23 protein-coding genes are annotated in these 24657 nt (G+C 64.3%); 11 read left to right on the top strand and 12 right to left on the bottom strand.

Annotation, left to right across the window (positions count from 1 at the left end):
- The 7 genes from AKN83_RS08300 to AKN83_RS08270 all read right to left on the bottom strand — a co-directional run bounded on the left by AKN83_RS08300 (nt 1) and on the right by AKN83_RS08270 (nt 8178).
- Nucleotides 1–1245 (bottom strand): acyl-CoA dehydrogenase, encoded by a 1245-nt coding sequence (locus AKN83_RS08300; protein WP_063695261.1) that lies wholly within the window; start codon nt 1243–1245, stop codon nt 1–3.
- A gap of 28 nt (nt 1246–1273) precedes the next feature.
- Complete coding sequence (locus AKN83_RS08295; protein WP_063695260.1) at nt 1274–2521, bottom strand: acyl-CoA dehydrogenase; 1248 nt, start codon at nt 2519–2521, stop codon at nt 1274–1276.
- Nucleotides 2522–2533: 12 nt separating this feature from the next.
- Nucleotides 2534–3661 (bottom strand): acyl-CoA dehydrogenase family protein, encoded by a 1128-nt coding sequence (locus tag AKN83_RS08290; protein ID WP_050403898.1) that lies wholly within the window; start codon nt 3659–3661, stop codon nt 2534–2536.
- 97 nt (nt 3662–3758) lie between these two features.
- Nucleotides 3759–5624, bottom strand: a complete 1866-nt coding sequence (locus tag AKN83_RS08285) for an AMP-binding protein (protein ID WP_050403897.1) — start codon at nt 5622–5624, stop codon at nt 3759–3761.
- A 41-nt stretch (nt 5625–5665) separates the two neighbouring features.
- On the bottom strand, nt 5666–6472 hold the full coding sequence (locus AKN83_RS08280) for an enoyl-CoA hydratase/isomerase family protein (protein WP_050403896.1): 807 nt from the start codon (nt 6470–6472) through the stop codon (nt 5666–5668).
- Nucleotides 6473–6645: 173 nt separating this feature from the next.
- Complete coding sequence (locus AKN83_RS08275) at nt 6646–7404, bottom strand: SDR family NAD(P)-dependent oxidoreductase (protein ID WP_050403895.1); 759 nt, start codon at nt 7402–7404, stop codon at nt 6646–6648.
- Between the two features lie 45 nt (nt 7405–7449).
- Nucleotides 7450–8178: a TetR family transcriptional regulator gene (locus AKN83_RS08270; protein WP_050403894.1), complete on the bottom strand. Its 729-nt coding sequence runs from the start codon at nt 8176–8178 to the stop codon at nt 7450–7452.
- A gap of 111 nt (nt 8179–8289) precedes the next feature.
- Between AKN83_RS08270 and AKN83_RS08265 the strand changes: the two genes are divergently transcribed.
- Complete coding sequence (locus AKN83_RS08265) at nt 8290–9462, top strand: acetyl-CoA C-acetyltransferase (RefSeq protein ID WP_050403893.1); 1173 nt, start codon at nt 8290–8292, stop codon at nt 9460–9462.
- Between the two features lie 196 nt (nt 9463–9658).
- A complete protein-coding gene (locus AKN83_RS08260) occupies nt 9659–11203 on the top strand; it encodes an acyl-CoA synthetase (protein ID WP_050403892.1) in 1545 nt (514 codons plus the stop codon).
- Nucleotides 11204–11261: 58 nt separating this feature from the next.
- On the opposite strand, the gene AKN83_RS08255 is transcribed toward AKN83_RS08260, so the two are convergent.
- Nucleotides 11262–11768 carry a hypothetical protein gene (locus AKN83_RS08255; RefSeq protein ID WP_050403891.1) on the bottom strand — a complete coding sequence of 169 codons (507 nt, stop codon included), beginning with the start codon at nt 11766–11768 and terminating at the stop codon, nt 11262–11264.
- Between the two features lie 102 nt (nt 11769–11870).
- On the opposite strand from AKN83_RS08255, the gene AKN83_RS08250 reads away from it, so the two are divergent.
- Nucleotides 11871–13016, top strand: coding sequence for an alpha/beta fold hydrolase (locus tag AKN83_RS08250; protein ID WP_050403890.1), 1146 nt, complete (start codon nt 11871–11873; stop codon nt 13014–13016).
- Nucleotides 13017–13230: 214 nt separating this feature from the next.
- Nucleotides 13231–13599 carry a hypothetical protein gene (locus AKN83_RS08245; protein WP_050403889.1) on the top strand — a complete coding sequence of 123 codons (369 nt, stop codon included), beginning with the start codon at nt 13231–13233 and terminating at the stop codon, nt 13597–13599.
- A gap of 75 nt (nt 13600–13674) precedes the next feature.
- On the opposite strand, the gene AKN83_RS08240 is transcribed toward AKN83_RS08245, so the two are convergent.
- Nucleotides 13675–14397: a hypothetical protein gene (locus AKN83_RS08240; RefSeq protein ID WP_050403888.1), complete on the bottom strand. Its 723-nt coding sequence runs from the start codon at nt 14395–14397 to the stop codon at nt 13675–13677.
- A 166-nt stretch (nt 14398–14563) separates the two neighbouring features.
- On the opposite strand from AKN83_RS08240, the gene mbfA reads away from it, so the two are divergent.
- The 5 genes from mbfA to AKN83_RS08215 all read left to right on the top strand — a co-directional run bounded on the left by mbfA (nt 14564) and on the right by AKN83_RS08215 (nt 19017).
- Nucleotides 14564–15535, top strand: coding sequence for an iron exporter MbfA (gene mbfA / locus AKN83_RS08235; RefSeq protein WP_050403887.1), 972 nt, complete (start codon nt 14564–14566; stop codon nt 15533–15535).
- A gap of 15 nt (nt 15536–15550) precedes the next feature.
- On the top strand, nt 15551–16414 hold the full coding sequence (locus tag AKN83_RS08230; protein WP_050403886.1) for a hypothetical protein: 864 nt from the start codon (nt 15551–15553) through the stop codon (nt 16412–16414).
- A 35-nt stretch (nt 16415–16449) separates the two neighbouring features.
- Nucleotides 16450–16980 carry a cytochrome b gene (locus AKN83_RS08225; RefSeq protein WP_050403885.1) on the top strand — a complete coding sequence of 177 codons (531 nt, stop codon included), beginning with the start codon at nt 16450–16452 and terminating at the stop codon, nt 16978–16980.
- Nucleotides 16981–17062: 82 nt separating this feature from the next.
- A complete protein-coding gene (locus tag AKN83_RS08220) occupies nt 17063–18535 on the top strand; it encodes an amidase (protein ID WP_050403884.1) in 1473 nt (490 codons plus the stop codon).
- Nucleotides 18536–18663: 128 nt separating this feature from the next.
- On the top strand, nt 18664–19017 hold the full coding sequence (locus tag AKN83_RS08215; protein WP_050403883.1) for a nuclear transport factor 2 family protein: 354 nt from the start codon (nt 18664–18666) through the stop codon (nt 19015–19017).
- Nucleotides 19018–19158: 141 nt separating this feature from the next.
- On the opposite strand, the gene AKN83_RS08210 is transcribed toward AKN83_RS08215, so the two are convergent.
- Both AKN83_RS08210 and AKN83_RS08205 read right to left on the bottom strand, forming a co-directional pair.
- The gene (locus AKN83_RS08210) at nt 19159–20247 is read right to left on the bottom strand and encodes a Zn-dependent alcohol dehydrogenase (RefSeq protein WP_050403882.1); all 1089 of its coding nucleotides are present in this window, start codon (nt 20245–20247) and stop codon (nt 19159–19161) included.
- A 53-nt stretch (nt 20248–20300) separates the two neighbouring features.
- Complete coding sequence (locus AKN83_RS08205) at nt 20301–22082, bottom strand: acyl-CoA dehydrogenase family protein (RefSeq protein WP_050403881.1); 1782 nt, start codon at nt 22080–22082, stop codon at nt 20301–20303.
- A gap of 71 nt (nt 22083–22153) precedes the next feature.
- Between AKN83_RS08205 and AKN83_RS08200 the strand changes: the two genes are divergently transcribed.
- Nucleotides 22154–22855 carry an SDR family NAD(P)-dependent oxidoreductase gene (locus tag AKN83_RS08200; protein ID WP_050403880.1) on the top strand — a complete coding sequence of 234 codons (702 nt, stop codon included), beginning with the start codon at nt 22154–22156 and terminating at the stop codon, nt 22853–22855.
- Between the two features lie 157 nt (nt 22856–23012).
- A complete protein-coding gene (locus AKN83_RS08195) occupies nt 23013–23843 on the top strand; it encodes an enoyl-CoA hydratase (RefSeq protein ID WP_050403879.1) in 831 nt (276 codons plus the stop codon).
- A 190-nt stretch (nt 23844–24033) separates the two neighbouring features.
- On the opposite strand, the gene AKN83_RS08190 is transcribed toward AKN83_RS08195, so the two are convergent.
- Nucleotides 24034–24657, bottom strand: coding sequence for a GNAT family N-acetyltransferase (locus AKN83_RS08190; protein ID WP_050403878.1), 624 nt, complete (start codon nt 24655–24657; stop codon nt 24034–24036).

Below are 24657 nucleotides of genomic sequence, written 5' to 3'. Positions count from 1 at the left end.
TCAGCGGCCCTTGGTCGGGATCTTGTTGTAGGGCACGTCCTTGTCGACGCGGATATCGCCCGGCAGGCCAAGCACGCGCTCGGCAATGATGTTGCGCAGGATCTCGTCGGTGCCGCCGGCGATGCGCATCGAGGGTGACGACAGGAGCATCTGCTGGAACTGGCCGTTGGCCTGCGCCTCGTCGGTGCCGGTGAGGCTGCCGGCTGCGCCTTCGAGATCCATCGCATAGGTCGCGATGTCCTGCAGCATCAGGCCGGAGACGAGCTTGCCGATGGAATTTTCCGGACCGGGCCGCTCGCCCTTCGACAGCGCCGAGATGGCGCGGTAGCTGGTGTATTTCAGCCCGCTCGCCTTCACCGCCCAGCTCGCAAGCTTCGAGCGCACCGCCGGATCGTCGATCGCAAGACCATCTTCCAGCATCAGGTTGGAGCAGAACTCGAACATCTCGGGCACGCCGGTGGCAAGCCGCGCGCCGATCGACATGCGCTCGTTCATCAGCGTGGTCAGCGACACGCTCCAGCCCTCGCCGACCGCACCCAGCCGCTGGCTGTCCGGAATCACGACGTCGGTGAAATAGACCTCGTTGAACTCCTGCATGCCGTTGGCCTGCTTGATCGGCCTGACCTCGACGCCGGGGCTCTTCATGTCGAGGAAGAACATCGTGAGGCCCTTATGCTTGGGCACATTCGGATCGGTGCGCGCGATCAACAGGCCGTAGTCGGAATAATGCGCGCCTGAGGTCCAGATCTTCTGGCCGTTGATGACCCAGTTGTCGCCCTTCTTCTCGGCGCGGGTGCGAAGCCCTGCGACGTCCGAGCCTGCCGACGGCTCGGAGAACAGCTGGCACCAGATCTCCTCGCCGGAGGCGAGCTTCGGCAGATAGCGGCGCTTGGCCTCCTCAGAGCCCCAGGCCATCACGGTCGGTCCGCACATGCCCTCGCCGATCTGGAACGGCTGGGTCAGCTTGCCGTAGACGCCCTCCTCCTGCTGCCAGATCACGCGCTCGATCGGGGTGGCGCCGCGGCCGCCATATTCCTTCGGCCAGTGCAGGCAGGCCCAGCCGCCCTCCGCCTTCTTCTTCTGCCACGCCTTGCCGACCTCGACCATGTCGTGCTTGGCAAGCCGGATGCGGCCGAGCGAGGATTTTGACAACTCCTCCTCGAATTCCTTCGGCGCGTTGGCGGCAATCCAGTCGCGCGCGATCTTGCGGAATTCGGCTTCCTGCGGCGTGTCATCGAAATTCATGGCGAACCTCTTTTGATTTTTCGCGCACTCAGGCGCGGCCCTTGGTCGGGATCTTGTTGAAGGGAACGTCCTTGTCGACCCGGATGTCGCCGGGCAGGCCCAGCACGCGCTCGGCGATGATGTTGCGCATGATCTCGTCGGTGCCGCCTTCGACGCGGGTGCCCGGCGCGCGCAGCAGCATCGCCTGGAATTTGCCGGCGGCTTCGGCATCCTCGGGTCCGCTCAAGGTGCCCGCGGCGCCCTGCAGATCGAGCGCGTAGGTCGCGACGTCCTGGATCATCGAACCGGCGACCAGCTTGCCGATCGAGTTCTCCGGACCCGGGCGTTCGCCCTTCGACAGCGCGGAGATCGCGCGCATGCTGGTGTATTTCAGCCCGCTCGCCTTCACCGCCCAGCTCGCGAGCTTCGAGCGCACCGCGCGGTTCTCGATCGCGGGGCCATCCTCCAGCATCAGGCTGTTGCAGAAATCGAACAGTTCGGGGAAACCGGTTGCGACGCCGGCGCCGATCGACATCCGCTCGTTCATCAGCGTGGTGAGCGACACGTTCCAGCCGTCATTGACGTTGCCGAGCCGCTGCGCGTCCGGGATGCGCACGTCGGTGAAATAGACCTCGTTGAAGTCGGAGGCCCCGCTGGCCTGCTTGATCGGCCTGACCTCGACGCCCGGGCTCTTCATGTCCAGGAAGAACATGGTGAGGCCCTTGTGCTTGGCGACCGTCGGATCCGTGCGGGTGAGCAGAATGCCGTAATCGGAATAATGCGCACCCGAGGTCCAGATCTTCTGGCCGTTGATCACCCATTCGTCGCCTTGCTTCTCGGCGCGGGTGCGCAGGCCGGCAACGTCGGAGCCGCCGGCCGGCTCGGAGAACAGCTGGCACCAGATCTTCTCGCCGGAGGCGAGCGGCGGCAGGTATTTGCGCTTCTGCTCCTCGCCGGCGAACGCCATCATGGTCGGGCCGCACATGCCGTGGCCGATGATGAACATCGAGCTGAGGCGGCCGAACGGGCCCTCCTCCTGCTGCCAGATCACGCGCTCGATCGGCGAGGCGCCGCGGCCGCCATACTCCTTCGGCCAGTGCAGGCAGGCCCAGCCGGCATCGGCCTTCTTCTTCTGCCAGGCTTTTGCCACTTCGAGGATATTGGCGCCCTTGAGCGCAACACGGCCGAGCGAAGCCTTGCGCAGCTCGTCTTCATATTGCTTCGGCGCATTGGCCGCGATCCAGGCTTTCGCCTCGGCGCGGAATGCGGCCTCCTGCGGGGTGTCGTCGAAATTCATGACGGTCCCCGCTTACGCCGCGTTCTTCTTGCGCATGCGATCGATCAGGGCATCTTCCCAATAGGACAGGCTGCCGAGGCCGAGCGCGACCGCATTGGCGCGGCGGTAGTACATGTGGCAGTCGAACTCCCAGGTGAAGCCCATGCCGCCATGGACCTGGATGTTGTTCTTGGCGCAGTGCTGGAACGCCTGCGTCGCGCTGATGCGCGCGGCAGCTGCCGCTTCCGGCAACTCGCCGGCATTGGTCGAGAGCGCCCAGGCGCCATAGTAGCAATTCGAGCGAGCCAGCGTCGCCGAGACATACATGTCGGCCAGCATGTGCTTGACCGCCTGGAACGAGCCGATCGGACGGCCAAAGGCAATACGATCAAGCGCATAGTCGCGGCCCATCTCCAGCGCGCGGTCGGCGCCGCCGACCTGCTCGAATGCCATCAGCACGGCGGCGCGATCCAGCACCTGGGTGATCACGCTCCAGCCCTCGCCGGCGGCGCCGAGCGGCTCGGCCTTCGTATCCTTGAAGGTGATCTCGGCCTGGCCGCGCGTGAGGTCGATATTGGTCAGCGACTTGACCTCGACGCCCGAGGCCTTGAGATCGACGATGAACAGGGAGATATCGGACTCGCGTCCGCTCGAGCCGGTGCGCGCCACGACCACGGCGAAGTCAGCGATCGCGCCATCCGCGACCGGCTTCTTGACGCCGTTGAGCACGCCGCCATTGGCGGTGAGCTTGACCGCTTTCGGCGACGGATTGCCCTTCCCCTCGAACAGCGCCAGCGTGCCGATGGCATCGCCGGAGGCGATCTTCGGCAGCCACTTCTGCTTCTGCGCATCGCTGCCCGCGATCAGCAGCGCTTCGGCGGCGAGATAAACGGTCGAGGAGAACGGCACCGGCGCCAGCGCGCGGCCCATTTCCTCGGCGATCACGCAGAGCTCGAGATGGCCGGCACCGGCGCCGCCGAACTGTTCCGGGATCGCGATGCCGAGGAAGCCCATCTCGGCAAGGCCCTTCCACAGCGCCTTGTCGTAGGGCGCCTTGCCGTCGAGCACCTCGCGCACGGCCTTCGGCGGGCACTGTTCGCTGAGGAATTTCCGCGCCTCGTCGCGCATCTGCTTCTGTTCGTCCGAGAAATCGAAATTCATGGCGCTTACCTTCTGGGTTCTTGTCGTTTCAATTGGCCGTCATTTCCGGGGCGCGCGAAGCGCGAGCCCGGAATGACGAGTGGAAACAGTCCGGCCATCACAGCACGATCACCTCGTCGCAGGGCTTGTCGGCGTACAATTTCTCGACCAGGGCGGCGCGGCGTTCGAGGCCGGCGCGCTGGTTGATGTAGCCCTTGTCGGTGAGCTCGTTGCCGTCGATCGATGGCGGCTCGACCATCAGCATCGCGCGTGCGATCCGCATGCTGCTGCCGGTGGTGGACGCGTTGTGGGCCTGCAAGCCTTTTTCGACGCAGGCGATCACGGCCGGGTGCCGGATCACCTCCTCGTAGCTCGCATCGGCATTGCCGACGAGCTGGCGGCAGGCATGCAGGTTCGGCCAGCACAACAGGCCGATGAACTCGCGATCCTGCCCCGCAACCAGCGCGTCATGCACGACCGGCGTCGCGGCTGATATCGCATCGGTGCGCAGCGAGCCGACGTGAACGAACGTGCCCGTGGTCAACTTGAAGTCCTCGACCACGCGGCCGGCGAAGATGATGCCCTGCAGCGGATCTTCGGGATCGACGAATACACCGGCATCGCCGATGCAGTAGAAGCCTTCCTCGTCGAACATCTTGGCCGTGAGGTCCGGCTGGCCGAAATAGCCCGGCGTGACGTTGACGCCGCGCAGCCGCAATTCGTATTTCGAACCGCACGGCACCATCTTCAGCTCGACACCGGGGAACGGCAGGCCGATCAGGCCGACGCGCTCGGTGTCCCAATAGGTTCCGGTTGAGGTCGGTGCGGTCTCGGTCGAGCCCCAGCCGGTGTAGAACACGATGCGCTCGCCCGTGGTCTTCACCGCCAGCGCCTGCATTCGGTCATAGAGATCGTCGGGCAGCCGGGCGCCGCCATAGGCCATGATCGAGAGGTTCTTGAAGAAGCTCGCGCACAGCGCCTCGTCCTTCTCCATCGCGGATGCGAGCGCCGCATAGCCGGCCGGCACGTTGGCGTAATAGGTCGGCGACACCTCGCGCAGGTTCCTGATGGTCTCCTCGAACTGGCCTGGCATCGGCCGGCCGTCGTCGATATAGAGCGTGCCGCCATCGACCAGCACCGGGTTGAACGCGGCGTTGCCACCCATGGTGTGATTCCAGGGCATCCAGTCGAGCACGGTCGGGATCGGGCCGGAGGTTTCGCGCGGCCGCACCTGCATCATCATCGCCGCATTGGCGCACATCATCTTCTGGGTGTTGATGACCGCCTTGGGCATGCCGGTCGAGCCCGAGGTAAACAGCAGCTTTCCGACAGTGTCGGGCGCAATCTTCGCGATCGACGCGTCGACATCGGCCGTCACCTTCGTTGCCGCGAGCTCGGCAAAGGCCGTGCTCTTAATACCCTCGCACGGACGCAGCACGTGCACGACTGTCATTCCGGTGAGATCGATCGCCTTCAGCGCCTTCTCGAAGGTCGGACCGTCCTGCACCATCACGACGGCCGGCTTGATCAGGTTGAAGAGGTATTTGAGCTTGAGGTGATCCTGGCTCATCAGCGAATAGGCCGGCGATACCGGCGCCGCCGGCAGCCGCGCCTGCATCGCAGCCTGCGTCATCAGCGCATGCTCGATCGAATTGCCCGACAGGATCGCGACGGGACGGGCATCGGAAATACCGAGATCGAGCAAGCCTTGCGTCAGCGCATCGACGGTGCGCTTGGCTTCACCATAGGAGACCTTGCGCCACTGCCGGTCGGGGCCGCCACGCTGCGCCAACCAGATCCGCTCCGGCGCCTGCGCCGCCCATTTGGCGAGATAGGCCGGGATATGGGTCTCGTAGGCCTGCAGCGGAATCCGCGACTTCAGGACGACGGTGCCGTCGGCGCGCCGCTCGACCGCGATGTCACGCGCGAGCCAATCGACCTTGCGAAAGGCAGGCTTCGTCAGCATCGCCGCGTCTCCATCCATTTTGCGTCTCCCGGAATTCTTGTCCTTTTGAGGATCTGTTCTCAGCGCCTGATATAGACAGGCTTTCGTTTCTCGAGGAAGGCCCTGATGCCTTCCTGAAAATCTTCCGAGCGGCTGCACAGCACCTGATTGCGATCCTCCATCGCGATCACGGCCTCGATCGAGCCGGCGTCGACGCTCATGTTGATGCATTCCTTCGAGAGGCGGAGGCCGACCGGCGAGGCCGTCATCATCGCGTCGACGTAGGGATTGGCAGCGGTATCGAGATCGGCGGCCTCGACCACTTCGGACACAAGGCCGACGGCAAGCGCGCGATCGGCGTTGATGAAGCGCCCGGTGAGGATCAATTCTGAGGCGACCGACACGCCGACGAGGCGCGGCAGGAAGTAACTGGTGCCGATGTCGCAGCCGCCGAGACCGAGCTTGATGAAGGCGCAGTTCATCCGCGCGTTTGTCGCCGCGATGCGGATGTCGGCCGCGAGCGCCAGCGCGAAGCCGCCGCCGGCGGCCGCACCCTGCACCAGCGCGATGATCGGCTGCGGAGCGCGCCGCATCAGCATCACGATGTCGGCAATGCGGCGCTGCGAGTCCAGCGACTCGGTGACGCCGGGCGGTTCAGCCTGGCCGCCGCGGCGCGCCATCGCATGCTTGAGGTCGAGCCCGGCGCAGAAATTAGCGCCGGCGCCCTTCAGCACCACGACGCGGGTATCGCGATTGCGCTGCAGGCCCTGAAAATAGACATTGAGCGCATCGATCAGCGAGGGATCGAGCGCGTTGAGGCTTTCGGGACGATTGAGCGTGATCCAATCGACCCCGTCATGATGTTCGATCAGCAGCGGTTGAGACACGCGTTACACTCCTGCATCTGCAAATGCGGCGGCAATTGATGCGCCCTCTCCCCTTGTGGGAGAGGGCATGCGCGTGGGTGCCGCGTGTTCGCGTGGGTGAGGGGTCTGTCTCCGCGGAGAGAAACCCCTCATCCGGCGCTGCGCGCCACCTTCTCCCACAAGGGGAGAAGGTACTAGCGCGGGGCCATGCGGATGGCGCCGTCGAGGCGGATGGTTTCGCCGTTGAGCATCGGATTCTCGACGATATGGACCGCGAGGTTGCCGTATTCCGAAGCGTCGCCGAGGCGGGCCGGATGCGGGACCTGAGCGCCGAGGCTCTTGCGGGCTTCCTCGCTGAGACCCATCAGCAGCGGCGTCAGGAACAGGCCGGGGGCGATGGTGTTGACACGGATCTTCAGGCTGGCGAGATCGCGCGCGGCCGGCAGCGTGAGGCCGACGACGCCGCCCTTCGAAGCCGAGTAGGCGATCTGGCCAATCTGGCCTTCATAGGCCGCGACAGACGCGGTGTTGATCACGACGCCGCGCTCCTCGCCGATCGTCTCGGCGGTGGCGAGGCGCTCGGCGAACAGGCGCAGCACGTTGAAGGTGCCGATCAGATTGACGTTGATGATGCGGGCGAACTTCGCCAGCGGATAGACGCCGTCCTTGCCGACGATGCGCTGCGAACCGCCGATGCCGGCGCAGTTCATCAGCACGCGCGCGATGCCGTGCGCGGCCTCGGCCTTGGCGATCGCGGCCTTGATCGCTTCCTCGTCGGTGACGTCGGCATGCAGGGCAACGCCCTTCACTTCGGCGGCGACCTTCTCGGCGTTTTCCTTGTTCTGGTCGATCACGCCGATCTTGGCGCCCTTGGCGGCCATGGCGCGCGCGGTTGCGGCACCGAGGCCGGAGCCACCGCCGGTGATGAGAACGGCAACGTCTTTCAACTGCATGGGAACAACCTTTCCTTGGGCGTTTCTTCTCTAGACTTGAACTTGTTATCCGGCAGCGGCCGCTGCCGTTTCCTTATCGGGATTGAGCACGCCGCCGAAGATCAAGGCTTCCATGTGCTTGATGTATTCGCGGCAGACCTCGTCGGTGACCGGACCGACACCGACCGCGCGCGACATCGCGTGGCGGCCGAAGAACAGGTGATCGCAGGCGCCGATCAGGCTGGTGTAGAACAGCACCGGATCGATCTTGCGGAATTCCCCGGCCTTGATGCCCTCGGCCAGCAGGCGGCGGTGGAAATCCAGCAGCGGCGCGACGAAGAATTTCGACACCTCGTTCGCGGCGGCAGTCGAGCTCTCGTGCAGGAGATAATGAATCAGCCGGTTCATGTAGGGGAATTGGTGATAGGCGCGAATGATGCCGCCGATATGCAGGCGCAGTTTCGCCGACGGCGTGATCGGCTGGCTGATGAGATATTCGAGCTGCGAGATCTCGGTGGCGGCGTCGCGCGCGAGCAGCGCCAGCAACAGCCCGTCCTTGTTGCCGAAATGATATTTCACCAGCGCGGCGTTGACGCCCGACTTCTGCGCGATGTCGGACAGCGAGACCTCGATCGAGGCGCGCTCGATCATCAGCTCGCTGGCTGCGACCAATAGCTTGTCGGCGGTGGCATTTTTGCCGGCCGGAAGTTTCGTCGGTACGCTGGTATTCAACTGCGCTCTGGTCCCGCTTGGGTTCTGGGCTCGACGGTAAATCGAGGCCGCACATAAGCCCATGGCGGGGCTGCACTCAAGAGTTAATTGATTGATTGACTAAATGCTGAGCCGCCCCTTAAATCCGGCCCAACTTTCAAGCCGCCCAATCCAGAAACATCAGGGAGATCAGAGATGGCCGAGGCCTATATCGTCGCCGCCGCCCGCACCGCCGGCGGCCGCAAGGGAGGGCGTCTTGCCGGCTGGCATCCGGCCGATCTGGCCGCCACCGTGCTCGATGCGCTGGTCGAACGATCGGGCGCCGACCCCGCACAGGTCGAGGACGTCATCATGGGCTGCGTGATGCAGACCGGCGAGCAATCCACCAACATCGCGCGCAATGCGGTGATGGCCTCAAAGCTGCCGGAGAGCGTGCCCGCGACCTCGATCGACCGCCAGTGCGGCTCCTCGCAGCAGGCGCTGCATTTCGCGGCGCAGGCCGTGATGAGCGGCACCATGGACTGCGTGATCGCCGCCGGCGTGGAATCGATGACCCGCGTGCCGATGGGCCTCGCCTCCTCGCTGCCGGCCAAGAACGGCTTCGGCCACTACAAGAGCCCGGGCATCGAGGCGAAATATCCCAACATCGTGTTCAGCCAGTTCACCGGCGCGGAAATGATGGCCGAGAAGTACGGCCTGTCGAAGGATGAACTCGACGAATACTCCTACAACAGCCATCAGCGCGCGATCGCGGCGACGCAAGCCGGCCACTTCAAGGACGAGATCGTGCCGGTGACGATCACCCGTGCCGACGGCTCGACCGACACCCACCACATCGACGAAGGCATCCGCTTCGACGTCAGCCTCGACGGCATCAAGGGCGTCAAGCTGATCGCCGAGAACGGCAAGCTGACCGCGGCCAGCGCCAGCCAGATCTGCGACGGCGCCTCCGGCGTGATGGTCGTCAACGAGAAGGGCCTGAAGGCGCTCGGCGCGAAGCCGATGGCGCGCATCCATCACCTCACCATGATGGGCGGCGATCCCGTGATCATGCTGGAAGCGCCGCTGCCGGCAACCCAGCGTGCGCTGCAGAAGGCCGGCATGACAATCGACGACATCGACCTGTTCGAGGTCAACGAGGCCTTCGCCTCGGTGCCGACCGCGTGGCTGAAGACCACCGGTGCCGATCCGGCCCGGCTCAACGTCAATGGCGGCGCGATCGCGCTCGGCCATCCGCTCGGCGGCAGCGGCACCAAGCTGATGACGACGCTGCTGCATGCGCTGAAGCAGCGCAACAAGCGCTACGGCCTGCAGACCATGTGCGAAGGCGGCGGCATGGCCAACGTGACGATCGTCGAACGGCTGTAAGAGCGCCGACCTCTAGAAGCGTTGAGAGGCCGCAAGAGTCTCCATACAAAAGGTGTCGTCCCGGCCTTGAGCCGGGACCCATAACCACAGGTCGATGTGGTTATGGCGAGCCGAAGCACAGCTCATTTCAACAAAAAAGATCGGTGGTTGGGTCCGGGCTTTCGCCGGGACCACCACCTTGTTTGAGGAAACGTCTTTGACCCATCCGTCGATCCACGCACGCAATACGCCCGACAAGATCGCCTACCAGATGGCGGGGTCCGGCAAGGCGATCACCTATCGCGAGCTCGACGAGCTCTCGAACCAGGGCGCGCATCTGTTCCGCTCGCTCGGGCTGAAGCCCGGCGACCACATCGCGCTGCTGATGGAAAACCGGCTCGCCTTCATGGAGATCTGTTGGGCCGCGCAGCGCTCGGGGCTGTATTACACGGCGATCAGCCGCTACCTGACCGAGGAGGAGATCGCCTACATCATCAGGGATTGCGGCGCGAAGGTGTTCATCACCACGCCGCAGTGCGCCGACAAGGTGAAGGGCCTGATCAAGGGCGAACCCGGCGAACCGCTGTTCTACATGATGGACGAGCCGGCCCCGGGCTTCCGCTCCTACGACAAGGAGGCCGGCGCGCAGCCGACCACGCCGATCGCCGACGAGGTCGCCGGCTACGACATGCTGTATTCCTCCGGCACCACCGGCCGACCAAAGGGCATCAAGAAGGAGTTCGAGGGCAACCGGATCGACGTGCCGAACCCGTTCCTGCGGATTCTCACCGCAGACATGTGCGGCATGAATGCCGACTCGATCTATCTGTCGCCGGCGCCGCTCTACCACGCGGCTCCCTTGCGCTTCAACATGATGGCGACCGTGCTGGGGGGCACCTCCGTCATCATGGAGCATTTCGACGCCGAGGAATTCCTGAAGCAAGTCGAGAAGCACAAGGTGACGCAGTCGCAGCTGGTGCCGACGATGTTCGTGCGCATGCTGAAGCTGCCCGACGAGGTCCGCGCCCGCTACAAGGTGTCATCGCTGAAAGGTGCGATCCACGCCGCGGCACCCTGCCCGGTCGACGTCAAGGCGAAGATGATCGAATGGTGGGGGCCGATCCTGATCGAGTATTACGCCGGCTCGGAAGGCAACGGCGTCACGGTCTCGACCTCGCAGCAATGGCTGACCCATCGCGGCACGGTCGGGCGCGCCGTGGTCGGCAAGGTCAAGATCCTCGACGAGAACGACGAGGAGGCGCCGACGGGGCAAATCGGCCAGGTCTATTTCGCCGACGCGCCCGTTTTCTCCTATCACAACGATCCCGAGAAGACGAAGAAGGCCTACAACGCCAAGGGCTGGTCGACGCTCGGCGACGTCGGCTACCTCGACGAGGAGGGCTTCCTGTATCTCACCGACCGCAAGAGCTACATGATCATCTCGGGCGGCGTAAACATCTATCCGCAGGAGACCGAGGACGTGCTGATCACGCATCCCGCGGTCTCCGACGTCGCGGTGTTCGGCGTACCCAACGAGGAGATGGGCGAAGAGGTCAAGGCCGTGGTGCAGCCGCACGACATCGCCAAGGCCGGCAAGGAGCTCGAGGCCGAGCTGATCGCCTTCTGCCGCCAGCATCTGTCGCCGATCAAATGCCCGAAGAGCATCGACTTCGAGACGGAGCTGCCGCGCACGCCGACCGGCAAACTGGTGAAGCGCCATCTGCGCGACCGGTATTGGCCGAAGGCAACCGGGAAAGTGTGATTCGTCCTGTCTTCCACTGGAGGGGGAGGATGGACAACGCTTGCGGCGTTATGCAGCGCTACAAATCCTGCGCCGGTTCGCACGCCACCTTTGCCGAGGCACGCAGATGCAGTTGGCCATGCTTGCCTGATGCGGTGGAGGTCCACTGCGCGTCGATCTGCTGAAAATCCTCCGACAGCTTGCCGCGATGGCTGCCGTCGGTTTCGAACGCTGCGTCGCCGTCGGGCGAGCGTTCGAAGATCTCGACTTCGAGATCGGACAGCCGGATGAACATCTGCACGTCGATCTTGGTCATGTGGCGGCCGGCCTCGTACGAACCGCAGCCGCGGGCTTCCGCGTTCTGCTCGTTCAGCGCCTTGACCTTGTCGAAGGTGATGACGACGTTCTGCACCGTGCTGTCGCCATCCCACAGGAATTCACCGATATAGGCGCGCGGCAATTTCTCGGTGAGCTGCTTGATGTCGGCCGCACGGGCCGCGCACGTCAGCACCAGGCCAGCGGCCACGATCATCACGCCGAAACGCGACTTCCAGCCGGGCAGCCCTGCAATCCTCGTGTGGCGCATGCGGTATGCATCCCGTCGGCAAAGTTGCTATCGTGAATCAATGGCCGCCAGCATACAGCAAAATGCGCTGCTTCTGCGGCGATGCCCAACAGGTGATCCCAGATGGAAACGCTCCCCGACGTCCCGCTCCCCTCCACCATCCGCTCGCGTTATGTCGACGGGATCAACGGCCTCACCATGCATGTGCTCGAGGCGGGCTTCGAAACGTCAGGCCGCCCCTGCCTGTTGCTACTGCACGGCTTTCCGGAGCTGGCGTTTTCCTGGCGCAAGGTGATGCCGAAGCTCGCCGCGGCCGGCTATCACGTGATCGCGCCGGACCAGCGCGGCTACGGCCGCACGTCAGGCTGGAGCGCGGAATATGACGGCGAGCTCGCGTCGTTCCGCCTGCCCAATCTGGTGCGCGATGCGCTCGGGCTGGTCGCGGCGTTCGGCTACCGGCATGTCGATGCCGTGATCGGGCACGATTTCGGCTCGTCGGTCGCGGCGTGGTGCGCGCTGATCCGCCCCGATGTGTTCCGCGCGGTCGTGATGATGAGCGCACCATTCGCCGGACCGCCGTCGCTGCCGTTCAACACCGCCAATGAACCGGGCAAGCCCGCGGGCGAAGACCCGGTGCATCGCGAGCTGGCGGCACTGCCGCGCCCGCGCAAGCATTATCAATGGTACTATTCGACGTATCAGGCCAACGACGACATGCATCGCGCACCGCAAGGCGTGCACGATTTCCTGCGCGCCTACTACCATCACAAGAGCGCCGACTGGAAGGACAACAAGCCGTATCAGCTGCAATCCTGGTCGGCGGGCGAACTCGCAAAGCTGCCGACCTATTATGTGATGGATCTCGCCAAGGATATGGCCGCGACGGTCGCCGAGGAGATGCCGTCGCGCGAAGTGATCGCCGCCAACAGCTGGCTGCCGGACCGCGACCTCGCCTATTACAGCGCCGAGTATCAACGCACGGGATTCCAGGGCGGGCTGCAATGGTACCGCTGCGGCACATCGGGCGCGTTCACCGCGGAACTGCAGACCTGGAGCGGCCGCACGATCGACCAGCCGTCCGCGTTCATCTCGGGCAAGCAGGATTGGGGCACCTATCAGCGGCCCGGCGTGTTCGAGACGATGCAGACCAAGGCCTGTACCAAAATGATCGGCTGCCATCTGGTCGACGGCGCCGGTCACTGGGTGCAGCAGGAGCAGCCGGACGAAGTGAGCCGGCTGCTGCTTCAGTTCCTCGCGCGTGCAAGGTAGAGCCGCTTCGGTTCTGATCGAATCAGTCGCTCCAGATCCTTGTTTCGGCAGGCTTTCCTCGCGCGAACCGGCATCCGTCCCACGTCAGATGCGGATGTCTGCCGCCGCGATCCCCTCACAGGGCGTTAATGCGCGGTTCACGAAACATTAGGCAATGATTGGCGTTGCTAGAAACCGGCGGTCGGTCCGGCGACTTTTTGAGGAGAGAGCAAAGATGGATAGGAAAATCGCTGGACTTCTGGGAGCGGTGGCCGCGTTCGGCGCGGTTGGTGCCGCCGAAGCTGCGCCTGGGCCTAACCCGGCCGACGTCCTGCAGGCGAACTCATATGCGGACCTGCTGGAGCCGATCTCGGACGCCTCCGCAAAGCTGCAGGCGCTCGACGAGGCTGCGCCCGCCCCGGTCCGGGAGAACGTGCAGCTCGCACAGTACTACTACCATCATCACCACCACCACCACCATCATCACGGCTACTATCGCCGCGGCTACTACGATCGCCCGGTCATCGTGGTGCCGCGCTATCGGCGCTACCATCATCATCATCACCACCATCATCATCACAGCTTCTACCGTCGCGATTACTGAGCGATGGCACTTTGGTGATGCGACAACGGGGCCCACGGGCCCCGTTGTATTTTTCGACCATGATGCGGCGCCGTTTTAGTCCTGACGCGCCTTCTCCTTCGCGGCGCGGTGCAGATGGCGATACGTGCCGTCGAACACCGTGTCCGATGACGACGTCCATTCCGTTCCGGCGGCCAGTTTGGGTCGATTGTTGTAGATGCGGCGCGCCTGCAATTCGCGTTCGGCGGCCTCCTCCTCGCCCATCTGCTCGAGCTGAAAGTTCGCTTCCTCGGGAATCACGATGATCTGGGCGAATGGTTCGTTCGGCCGGAAAATGTGGGTCCGCCCTTCCGCCGGCGCCTTGAACACTGTGAAGAACATCATCGGCCACCAATTGCGCACGAGCGCCGGAACGGCGATCGGAACGGTGTCGGTGCGATCGGTGTAGAAGCGCGGATGCGGTTCGGTACGGATCGCCATGCCCTTCTCGACCTTGAGATCGAGCAATATCTGGTAGGTGTAGAACACGTCGCCGAAATTCCGGAACGGCGGCCACTGCACGCCGCTGTCCGGCGGCTCACCCCAATTGGCGTCGAGTTGTAACCTTCCGTCCTTCGTGGTGACGTGCAGCTCGAAATCATAGGGATAGAACAGCTCGATCCCATATTGCGCGCCTTCCGAGAACGGCACGCAATGCCAGACCTGCTCGCGCGAGCCGTCGGTGCGCGGCTCACGGTTGCCGGCCCAGCCCGGAATCTCGAGTTTCGTCCGCCGCGGCGCCAGTCGCGCGTCGTTCAGGCGGTATTTGACGGTGTCCATGGCATCCTCTCGTGAACAGCAGGAACTCGAACGGACGTAGCACAGCCTGGTTCCGCTGATCGTGATCACGAACTGGCAGAGGAGCTGCCGGCCAGGATTGACCTCGGGCTGACGGAATAATATTAGAATTATTCTAATTCTAAATTCGGGTGAAGAAAGCGTCGCCGTGAAGAATTTCGCCGATTTGACCGAGCGCGAGGTGCTGGCAGTCGCGATTGCCTCCGAGGAGGAGGACAGCCGCATTTACATGTCCTTCGCGGAGGATCTCGCCGGCCGCTATCCCGATACCGCAAAGATCTTCGAGGAGATGGCGGAGGAAGAGCGCGGCCATCGCCACCGGCTGCTCGAAATCTATGAGCAGCGCTTCGGCCCGCATCTGCCGCCGATCCGGCGCGAGGACGTCAAAGGCTTTCTGCGCCGCCGCCCGATCTGGCTGACCAAGAACCTGCCGCTCGACACCATTCGCAAGGAAGTCGAGACCATGGAGCTGGAGGCTGAGCGCTTCTATGCCAAGGCCGCCGAGAAGGCCGAGGATACCGGCGTGCGCCGGCTGCTCGGCGATCTCGCCGAGGAGGAGAAGGGCCACGAAAAACTCGCGGTCAAGCTCACCGGTGATATCCTCAAGCCCGATGTGCGCGCGGAGGAAGACCGCACGCGGCGGCGGATGTTCGTGCTGCAATATGTGCAGCCGGGCCTCGCCGGACTGATGGACGGCTCGGTCTCGACCCTGGCGCCGCTGTTCGCCGCCGCCTTCGCCACCCATCACAACTGGCAGACGTTTCTGGTCGGCCTCGCCGCCTCGATCGGCGCCGGCATCAGCATGGGCTTTGCGGAAGCGCTGTCCGACGACGGCTCGCTGACCGGCCGCGGCTCGCCCTGGCTGCGCGGCACGACCTGCGGACTGATGACGACGCTCGGCGGCCTCGGCCATACCATTCCCTATCTGGTGCCCGACGCCTGGCCGAACGCATTCTGGATCGCGACGGGGATCGCCGGAATCGTGGTGTTCTTCGAGTTGTGGGCGATCGCCTTCATCCGCGCGCGCTACATGGACACGCCGTTCCTGCAGGCCGTGTTCCAGATCGTGCTCGGCGGCGCGATCGTGCTCGCGGTCGGCATATTGATCGGCGCGGCTTAACGGATCGAGGCAAAGATGCGACAGCCGCGCCAGCTTGCCAACATAGCACTTCTTGCAGCGCTGCCGGTGCTCGGGTGGGCCGGACGTGCGCAGGCGACCGACGAGATCCAGGTCTACAATGCCGGCATCGCGGAGGTGGGTCAGCTCACCATCCAGCAACACCTCAACTACGTCGGCATCGGTCAGAAGGAGCCGCCCTTCCCCGGTGGCTTCCCTTCCAATCACAGCCTCAACGGCACGCCGGAATTCGCTTATGGCATGACGGACTGGTGGGAACTCGGGCTGTATCTGCCGTTTGCAGTGCAGGACCGGCAATTTCTGTCCGACGGCTTCAAGCTGCGCACGCTGTTCGTGTCGCCGAACGCCGACAAACGCAATCTGTTCTATGGCATCAATTTCGAGTTCAGTTACGAAACGCCGAAATTCGCGCAGACCCGATTCGGCATGGAGATCCGCCCGATCATCGGCGTGCGTAACGCGGACTATGAGTTCATCGTCAATCCGATCGTCGATATAGGCTTCGGCAGATATGGCGAAGCGGATTTCGCGCCCGCGGCGCGCGTGGCGCGCAGACTGAAGGACGATCTGTATGTCGGCCTGGAATACTACGCCGATTTCGGCAAGATCGGCGCCTTCAGCCCGCTCGCCGAGCAGCAGCATACGCTGTTCGCGGTGACCGACTTCAAGCTCGGCGAGTTCGATGTCAATTTCGGTGTCGGCTATGGCCTCACGCCGGGGTCCGACCGGCTGGTCGTCAAGACCATCATCGGATATGCCTTCCCGGTATCGGGCGCCAAGGGAACCGCATCGGAGCGGGCAAGCGCGAACGGCGGTATCAATCCGTTGGCGCATTTGTCCGCGCGTGGCACACCCTTCTAGCTAGAACCGATGGCCTCAATCCGGGTTGAAAGTCCATGACCGACCGTCTGCGCTATGGCAGCACCGCCAAGGGGCTGCATTGGGCAATCGTCGCCCTGCTGGCCGTGCAATACCCGGTCGGGTGGCTGATGCCGGACATTCACCGCGGCCAGGCGCCGGGTGCCGCCATGACGTTTCACATTTCGTTCGGCATCGTCATCCTAGCTTTGATTGTGGTGAGATTCGTCTGGCGATTGACGCACCCGGTTGCGCCGGAGAGCTCGCTCCCGGCGTGGCAACGGCTGAGTTCGGAAGCCGTGCACTGGATGCTCTATGTGCTCGTGCTGGCGACGACGGTCAGCGGCTGGCTGTTTGCATCGTTTCGCGGCTGGGCCGTGTCCTTCTTCTACATGGTGCCGCTGCCCATGCTGGCTTCCGACAATGCCGCGGCAGGCAAGGCGATCGATGGCCTGCATCAGGCCGCGGAATGGTCGTTGCTGGTGCTGATCGGAATCCATGTGGCGACCGCGCTGGTGCACCTGCTGATCTACCGCGACCGTATCATGCAGCGCATGCTTCCGAGCTGATCCTCAGCGCAATTGCGATCAAGCCACTCTTGCCCGCCCGCTCCATTCTGCGCATGATCGCCGCCAAAACAAGGAGCACGCCGTGGCCAAATCGCAATACAGTTTCAAGACCGCCGTCGAACTGTCGGATGCGCTACGCAAGAAGCAGGTCTCCGCCGTCGAACTTGCGGAAGACGCGATCGGCCGCATCGAGCGTCACGACGGCAAGATCAACGCGGTCTGCGTGCGCGACTTCGAGCGCGGCCTCGCTGCGGCCCGTGCTGCAGATGCCGCGATCGCACGCGGCGAGCACAAGCCGTTGCTCGGCATTCCCATGACGGTGAAGGAATCCTTCAACGTCGCGGGATTGCCGACCACCTGGGGCTTCCCGCCGCACAAGGATTTTGTGCCGACTGAGGACGCGCTCTCGATCCAACGGGTGAAGGACGCCGGCGGCGTCATCCTCGGCAAGACCAACGTGCCGGTCGGTCTCGCCGACTGGCAGAGCTATAACGAGATCTACGGCACCACCAACAACCCCTACGACCTCGGCCGCACGCCGGGCGGCTCGTCCGGCGGATCGTCGGCGGCGCTCGCCGCGGGCTACGGCGCATTGTCGCTCGGCTCCGACATCGGCGGCTCGCTGCGCGTGCCGGGATTCCACTGCGGCATCTATGCGCACAAGCCGACCTTCGCGCTGCTGCCGTCGCGCGGCCACACCCCGCCGCCGCTGCCGCCGCTGCCGTTCGATCGCGATCTGTCTGTGATCGGTCCGATGGCGCGCGGTGCCTCCGACCTGTCGCTGCTGCTCGACGTGATGGCCGGCCCCGATCCGCTCGAAGCCGGCAAGGCCTACCGGCTGGACCTGCCGGCGGCGCGCCACACCGCCTTGAAGGATTTCCGCATCCTCGTGATCGACAGTGATCCGGTGATGCCGACCGACAAGGTGATCCGCGGAAGCATCGACAAGCTCGCCAGCAATCTCGACAAATCAGGCGCGAAGGTGTCGCGCTCGAGCCCGTTGTTGCCGGACTTCGCCGCGTCCTCGCGGCTTTACATGCGGATCCTGCTGTCGTTCCTCGCGGCGACCTTCCCGCCGGAGGTCTATGCCGGCGCCTGCGCGGCAGCCGCCGCGCTGCCGGCCGGCGACACCAGCCTGCAAGCCGAACGGCTCCGCGGGATCGCGCTCAGCCATCGCGACTGGGTGATCGCCGATGGCGGCCGCGCACGGCTGCGCGCGCAATGGCGCGAGCTGTTCAAATCGTTCGACGCGGTGATCTGCCCGATCATGCCGACGCCGGCCTATCCGCACGATCATTCGCCGGACCAGGAGCAGCGCAAAATCCTGATCGACGGTGAGCCGCACGTCTACACCGACCAGCTCGCCTGGCCCGGCATCGCAACGCTGCCCGGCCTGCCCTCGACCGCGATCCCGACCGGCTTTGCGCCCGACGGATTGCCGATCGGCGTGCAGATCGTCGGTCCCATGCTGGAAGACCGCACGCCGCTGAAACTCGCCGAGTTGATCGAGCACGAATTCGGCGGCTTCGTGCCGCCGAAGATGTTCGACGATTGAGTGCGACAACTGTAGAAGCCGTCATTGCGAGCGAAGCGAAGCAATCCATATGGCAACGTGCGCGGAACGATGGATTGCTTCGTCGCTTCGCTCCTCGCAATGACGGGGTGAGAGAGCGGAGGAAACCAATGAGCAACGACCTCGACGAGCTGACAAAGCTCAACAAGGACTACGTCGACTCGGTCCAGAACTGCGACGTCAAGCGCTTCGACGAAATCCTGGCTGAGGATTTCTACTGCACCAATCCCGACAAGAGCCTGGTCGACCGCGCCGCCTTCCTGAAGCAGACGGCAATTCCCGTGAAGATCAAGGGATTGAAGGCCGAGGACGTCAAGATCCGCATCCTCGGCGACTTCGCCATCATCCATGCGAAGACCAGCTACACCAACGCCGACGGCCAGCCCGCGCACGGCCGCTACACCGATTGCTGGGCAAGGCAGAACGGAACATGGCTCGCAGTGTCGGCGCACGTCGCGCGGTAAGGGCAACGTTCGCAGCGTCACGCTCCGCTGTCATGCCCCGCTTCAAGCGGGGTATCCAGGACGCCGCGGTTGCTCGGCTCAAGCCCAACCGCCTCTGCAATACTTGGGTCGCCCGGTCAAGCCGGGCGACGACCACCAGGGTTAGCTGTCGAACATGATCACGCTGCGCAGGGTCTTGCCGGCCTTCATGTTGGCAAAACCCTCGTTGATCTCGGAGAGCTTCAGCTTGGCCGAGATCCAGTCCTCGAGATGCAGCTTGCCGCGCATGTAGAAATCGACGAGGCGCGGCATGTCGACACGGAAATGGTTCGACCCCATCGACGAACCCTGAATGCGGCGCTCGCGCAGGAAGTCGAAGCCGTGCAGCTCGATCTTCTGGCCGAACGGAATCATCCCGACGATGGTCGCGGTGCCGCCCGCCGCCAGCATGGCGAAGGCCTGCTCGGCGGTCTCCTTGCGGCCGAGCACCTCGAAAGAGTGCTGCACACCGCCGCCGGTGAGCTCGCGCACCTGCTGCACGACGTCGCCGCGCGCGGGATCGACGATGTCGGTGGCCCCGAGCTTGGTCGCAAGCTGCAGCTTCGCCGGATTGATGTCGATCGCGATGATGCGGCCGGCTCCGGCGATCTGCGCGCCGTTAATCGCGGCCATGCCGACGCCACCGCAGCCGATCACGGCCACGGTCTCGCCGGCGGTCACCTTCGCGGTGTTCACCACGGCGCCGTAGCCGGTGATGACGCCGCAGCCGATCAGCGCGGCGAGATCGAGCGGCATTTCCTTCTTGATCTTCACGATCGCGTTCTCGTGCACCAGCATCTGCTCGGCAAAGGAAGACAGATTGAGGAACTGGTTGAGCTTCTCCTTCCGACCCCAGGACAGGCGGTTGGACGCGCCGGGCAGCATCTTCACCGTGGTGTCGGTGCACAGCACGGTGCGGCCGGTGGTGCAATTGTCGCAGGTGCCGCAGAACACCGACAGGCAGGTGACGACGTGATCGCCCGGCTTCACGTAGTTGACGTCGGAGCCAACCTTCTCGACCACGCCGGCCGATTCATGGCCGAGCACCGCCGGCAGCGGATGCGGATAGAGGCCTTCCATGAAATGCAGGTCGGAGTGACAGAGCCCCGCGACCGCGGTGCGGATCAGGACCTCGCGCGGCCCCGGATTGGGCACGCTGACGTCTTCGATCACCAGCGGCTGATTGACTTCGTGCAGGACGGCGGCCTTCATCGGGATCTCCCTCTGTGTTCTTGTTTGTTTGAAAAGTGCGCTCGCGCGGCAGACTACGCTGCGACGAGCAGTTCGCCAACCTCGGCCATGCCGACCGCGCGATCGCCGAGCAGGTGCTCGGTCATCCTGCGCTGAACGGTATTTTCCGCAAGCCGGAACGGATCGCCGGGCGTCACGCGATGATCGATCACCATCCGCGACAGCAGCAGCCGGCGCGCATCGCCGCGCATATCGTGGATGCGTCCGCCCTCCCACGCCAGCGCCACCGCGCTTGCGACATGATAGAGCAGGCTGGTGGCACGCCGCGCATCGCCCTCGTTGTCGATGCGGCCGGCGACTTCGCGCGCAAACGCGATCGCGCGGTCACTGAGGTCGCGAAGCCGGTTGCGCCAGGCCTCGGGCACGTTCGGGCTGTCATCGAGCCGCGCATGCAGATCGGCGGCGAGCGCATTGTCGGCGCCATGGCGCCCGACCGCACGCTTCAGCGCATCGATTGCGACGATATTGCCGGTGCCTTCCCAGATCGAGCCGAGATGCGCATCGCGCAGCAGCCGCGGCGTGACGAATTCCTCGATGTAGCCGATGCCGCCGCGCATCTCCATCGCGTCGCCGCAAACCTTGCGGGCGTCGCGGGTGGCGCGGAATTTCAGGGTCGGCGTCAGGATGCGCAGCAGCGCCGCGGCATCCTGGCTGCCGGCCTCGGCCCGATCGAGCGCGTCGGCAGTCAAAAAACTCATCGACAGCGCCTGCTCGGTCGGCAGCATGATCTTCATCAGCTGACGCCGCGCCAGCGGCAGGTCGATGATCCGCTGGCCGAACACCACGCGGCCCCGCGCCACGGTAATGGCATCGTGCCAGGCGCGGCGCATCAGCGCGGTCGACTTCACGCCGTTGGACAGACGCGACGAGTTCACCATCTCGGCCATCTGCACGAAGCCGCGGTCGAGCTTGCCGACGGCATAGGCGATCGCACCGTCGAACTTGATCTCGCCCGAGGCCATCGAGCGGGTGCCGAGCTTGTCCTTCAGACGCACGATCCGGTAGTGGTTCTGCGAGCCGTCGTCGAGGAAGCGCGGCATCAGGAACAGGCCGACGCCTTTGGTGCCGGGCCCCGCGCCTTCAGGCCGCGCCAACAGCATCACCACCTTGGCATCGGCGTTGGAGCAGAACCATTTCTCGCCGTAGAGCCGCCAGTGGTCGCCTTCCTGCACCGCGCGCGTGGTCAGCGTGCCGACGTCGGAGCCGCCCTCCTTCTCGGTCATGAACTGGCCGCCCTGGGTCAGCTTGCTCATGTCGGTCTGAGTCAGGCCGTCGAGATATTTCGCCTTCAGAGTCTCACTGCCGAAATTCGCCAGCAGCTTTGCGCAGCCGTCGGTGACGTTGATCGGGCAGCCCATGCCGAATTCGGTCTGGTTGAACAGGAAGGTGAAGGCGTGCTTGGCCACCACAGGATATTTGTCTGGCCAGCCCATGATGCCCTTGCGAAGCGAGAGCGCATGGATGCCGAACTCGCCGAACGCGGCCTTCTCGATCTCGCGATAGGCCGGATGATATTCGATTGTCTGCACGTCGCGGCCGAACTTGTCGCGCTGGTGCAGCACCGGCGTATGCCGGTCGGCGAGCCGCGCGCATTCGTCGAGATAGCCGCCGGCCAGGCCGCCGAGCCGGTCGAGATGCGGCTCGATGTGGCGGAACAACGCCTCGGGCAGATGCAGTTTGAGAAGATCGGTCAGCGCCGGATCGGCCCGGTAGAAATTCATTCCCGTCGTATCGGGCGCCAACAGGCCCGGCTGGCTGGCGGACGACGTTTTCGGATCCTGCTTTTGCGGCTGCATTGAATTCTCGGCTACGGTGCTCATTTGTTTGGGCACGACTATCCTCCTCCGGCCGAGCAAAGGAAAGCCCAATGGATATTCCGAAGTACAAGATCGCCCTGATCGTCGGCGCCGGCGAGGGCCTCAGCGCCTCGCTGACGCGGCTATTTTCGCGAGAGGGAATTCGTGTGGCCTTGGGCGCGCGCAGCATCGAGAAGCTCGGCGCGCTCTGCAACGAGACCGGCGCGCGCGCCTATGCCTGCGACGCCACCAAGGCCGAGGATGTCGAGCGTCTGTTCGGCCTGGTCGAACGCGAGATCGGAACACCTGATCTCGTGGTCTACAACGCCTCCGGCCGCAGCCGCGGTCCCTTCGTTGAACTCGTGCCCGCCGAGGTCGAGCAGGCGATCGCGATCTCGGCGTTCGGCGGTTTCCTGGTGGCGCAGGAGGCGGCGAAGCGCATGCTGCCCAACAAGAAGGGCGCAATCCTGTTCACCGGCGCCTCGGCCAGCGTCAAGGGCTATGCGCAATCGGCGCCGTTCGCGATGGGCAAGTTCGCGTTGCGCGGGCTGGCGCAGAGCATGGCGCGCGAATTGTCCCCGCAGGGCATCCATGTCGCGCATTTCGTGATCGACGGCGGCATCCGCAGCGCCGCGCGCATCGAGCCCGCCGACCGCCCGGATTCGATGCTCGATCCCGACGCGATTGCCTTGAGCTACTGGAACGTGCTGCAGCAGCCGCGCAGCGCCTGGACCTGGGAGCTGGAATTGCGGCCCTGGGTTGAAAAGTTTTGAGATGACGGAAATCATTTATAAGCCGTAGGCTGCACGCGAGCCGCAGCCAACTCCGTCATTGCGAGCGGAGCGAAGCAATCCATGCCTCGTCTCGGGGAAAGATGGATTGCTTCGTCGCTTCGCTCCTCGCAATGACAGATAAATAGGGGAAGGAAACATGACCGCTGAAATCAAGATCGAGACCGGCACCGACGAACTGCTCTGCATGATCCGCGACCGCGTCGCCGTCATCACGCTGAACCGTCCGGACGCCCGCAACTCGCTGTCGGACACGCTGACGCCGGCGCTGCGCACGATGATCCGGAGCTGCGGCGAGAACCCCGAGGTCGGCGTGCTGCTCGTCACCGGCGCCGGCAAGGCGTTCTGCGCCGGCGGCAACGTCAAGGGCATGGGCGCCAATCGCGATCCGAAGAAGCTCGAAATGTCCTATGAGGACAAGGTCGCGGACCTGCAGGAGCGCCAGCGCCTCTTGACCGGCGCGCTCGCCTCGGTGCGCAAGCCGACCATTGCCGCGCTGCCCGGCCCCGCGGTGGGCGCGGGCCTTGCGATCGCGATGGCCTGCGACATCCGAATCGCGGCGCAATCCGCCTTCATCTCGACCGGCTATCTGCGCGTGGCGCTGAGCGGCGACTACGGCATGGCCTGGCTGTTGACACGCCTGGTCGGCACCTCGCGCGCCCGCGAATTGATGTTCACCTCCGAGAAGGTCGATGCCGCAAGATGCGAGCAGATCGGTCTCGTCAACCGCGTGGTGCCGGACGAGACGCTGCAGGACGAAGCGTTTGCGCTGGCGAAATCGATCGCCGAAGGTCCGACGCTCGCGTTGCGTTACATGAAGGACAATCTCGACGAGGCGCTGCAATTCGACTTCGCCACCGCCCGCGACCACGAGGCCGAGCGGCTGATCCGCCTGACCACAACGGCCGATCACAAGGAGGCCGTGCAGGCCTTCATCGAGAAGCGCAAGCCGGTGTTTCGGGGCAACTAGGCGCGCAGCCTCTTCTCCTTCCCCCTGCAAGGGGGAAGGTCGGGATGGGGGTCAGCCACAAGTACCGCTGCTCGGGGAGAGAGTTGATCCCCACCCGCTTTGCTCTAGCGAGCAAAGCGACCTCCCCTTTTCAAGGGGAGGTTAGAGAAAAGGGCCCGGTTCTGGAGGGGCCAGAACCGGGCCTAGTCAGTCAAACCGCAAGCGAGGACATCACGGCCGAGCGGGAAGTGACGGCGAGCCGCCAGCTGGCACAGGGAATGTCTTGCGGTTCGACGTGGATCTCCTTCGCAAAGCGCACCAGCTTCCAGTCGCCGGGGCTTTGGGTAAAGGCGTAATCGGACTTGCGGGCGAGGCCGATCATCGCCGTATTGGAGCGCAGCGTGTCGCCGAAGATGCGCTCGGCTCCGAAAGACGCCGCGCGGCATTCGAGGTTCTTCAACAGCGCCTTGCCAATGCCGTGGCCCTGCCACCGGTCATCGATCGACAGGCCGAACTCGACGCTCGACGTATCGGCATGGAAGGCGTAGCGGGCTTCGCCGACGATGGTCTCAAAACCATCGACCAGCATCGTCGCGACCACCGTGAACCGGTCAGCCTCGCCGACGTGAATAAAACGCTCGAGCTCCATCTTCGGCAGCTCGCTGAGTGCACCCAGAAAGCGATTGTAACGCGACCCGGCGGAGAGCGAGCGGATGTAAGCCTGCAGCTCTTCGCGGTCGCGCGGCTCGACGAAGCGCACCTTGACCTCGCTGCCGTCCTTGGCGCGCAGCACATCAGAGTATTGCTTGAGATCGTCGAGATGCAGCGCAGTCAT

It is taken from the genome of Bradyrhizobium embrapense (genome assembly GCF_001189235.2).
In the GTDB taxonomy this organism is placed as follows: Bacteria; Pseudomonadota; Alphaproteobacteria; order Rhizobiales; family Xanthobacteraceae; genus Bradyrhizobium; species Bradyrhizobium embrapense.
The sequence above is the reverse complement of the archived record's forward strand: the minus strand, read 5'-3'. Positions and strand labels throughout refer to the sequence as shown.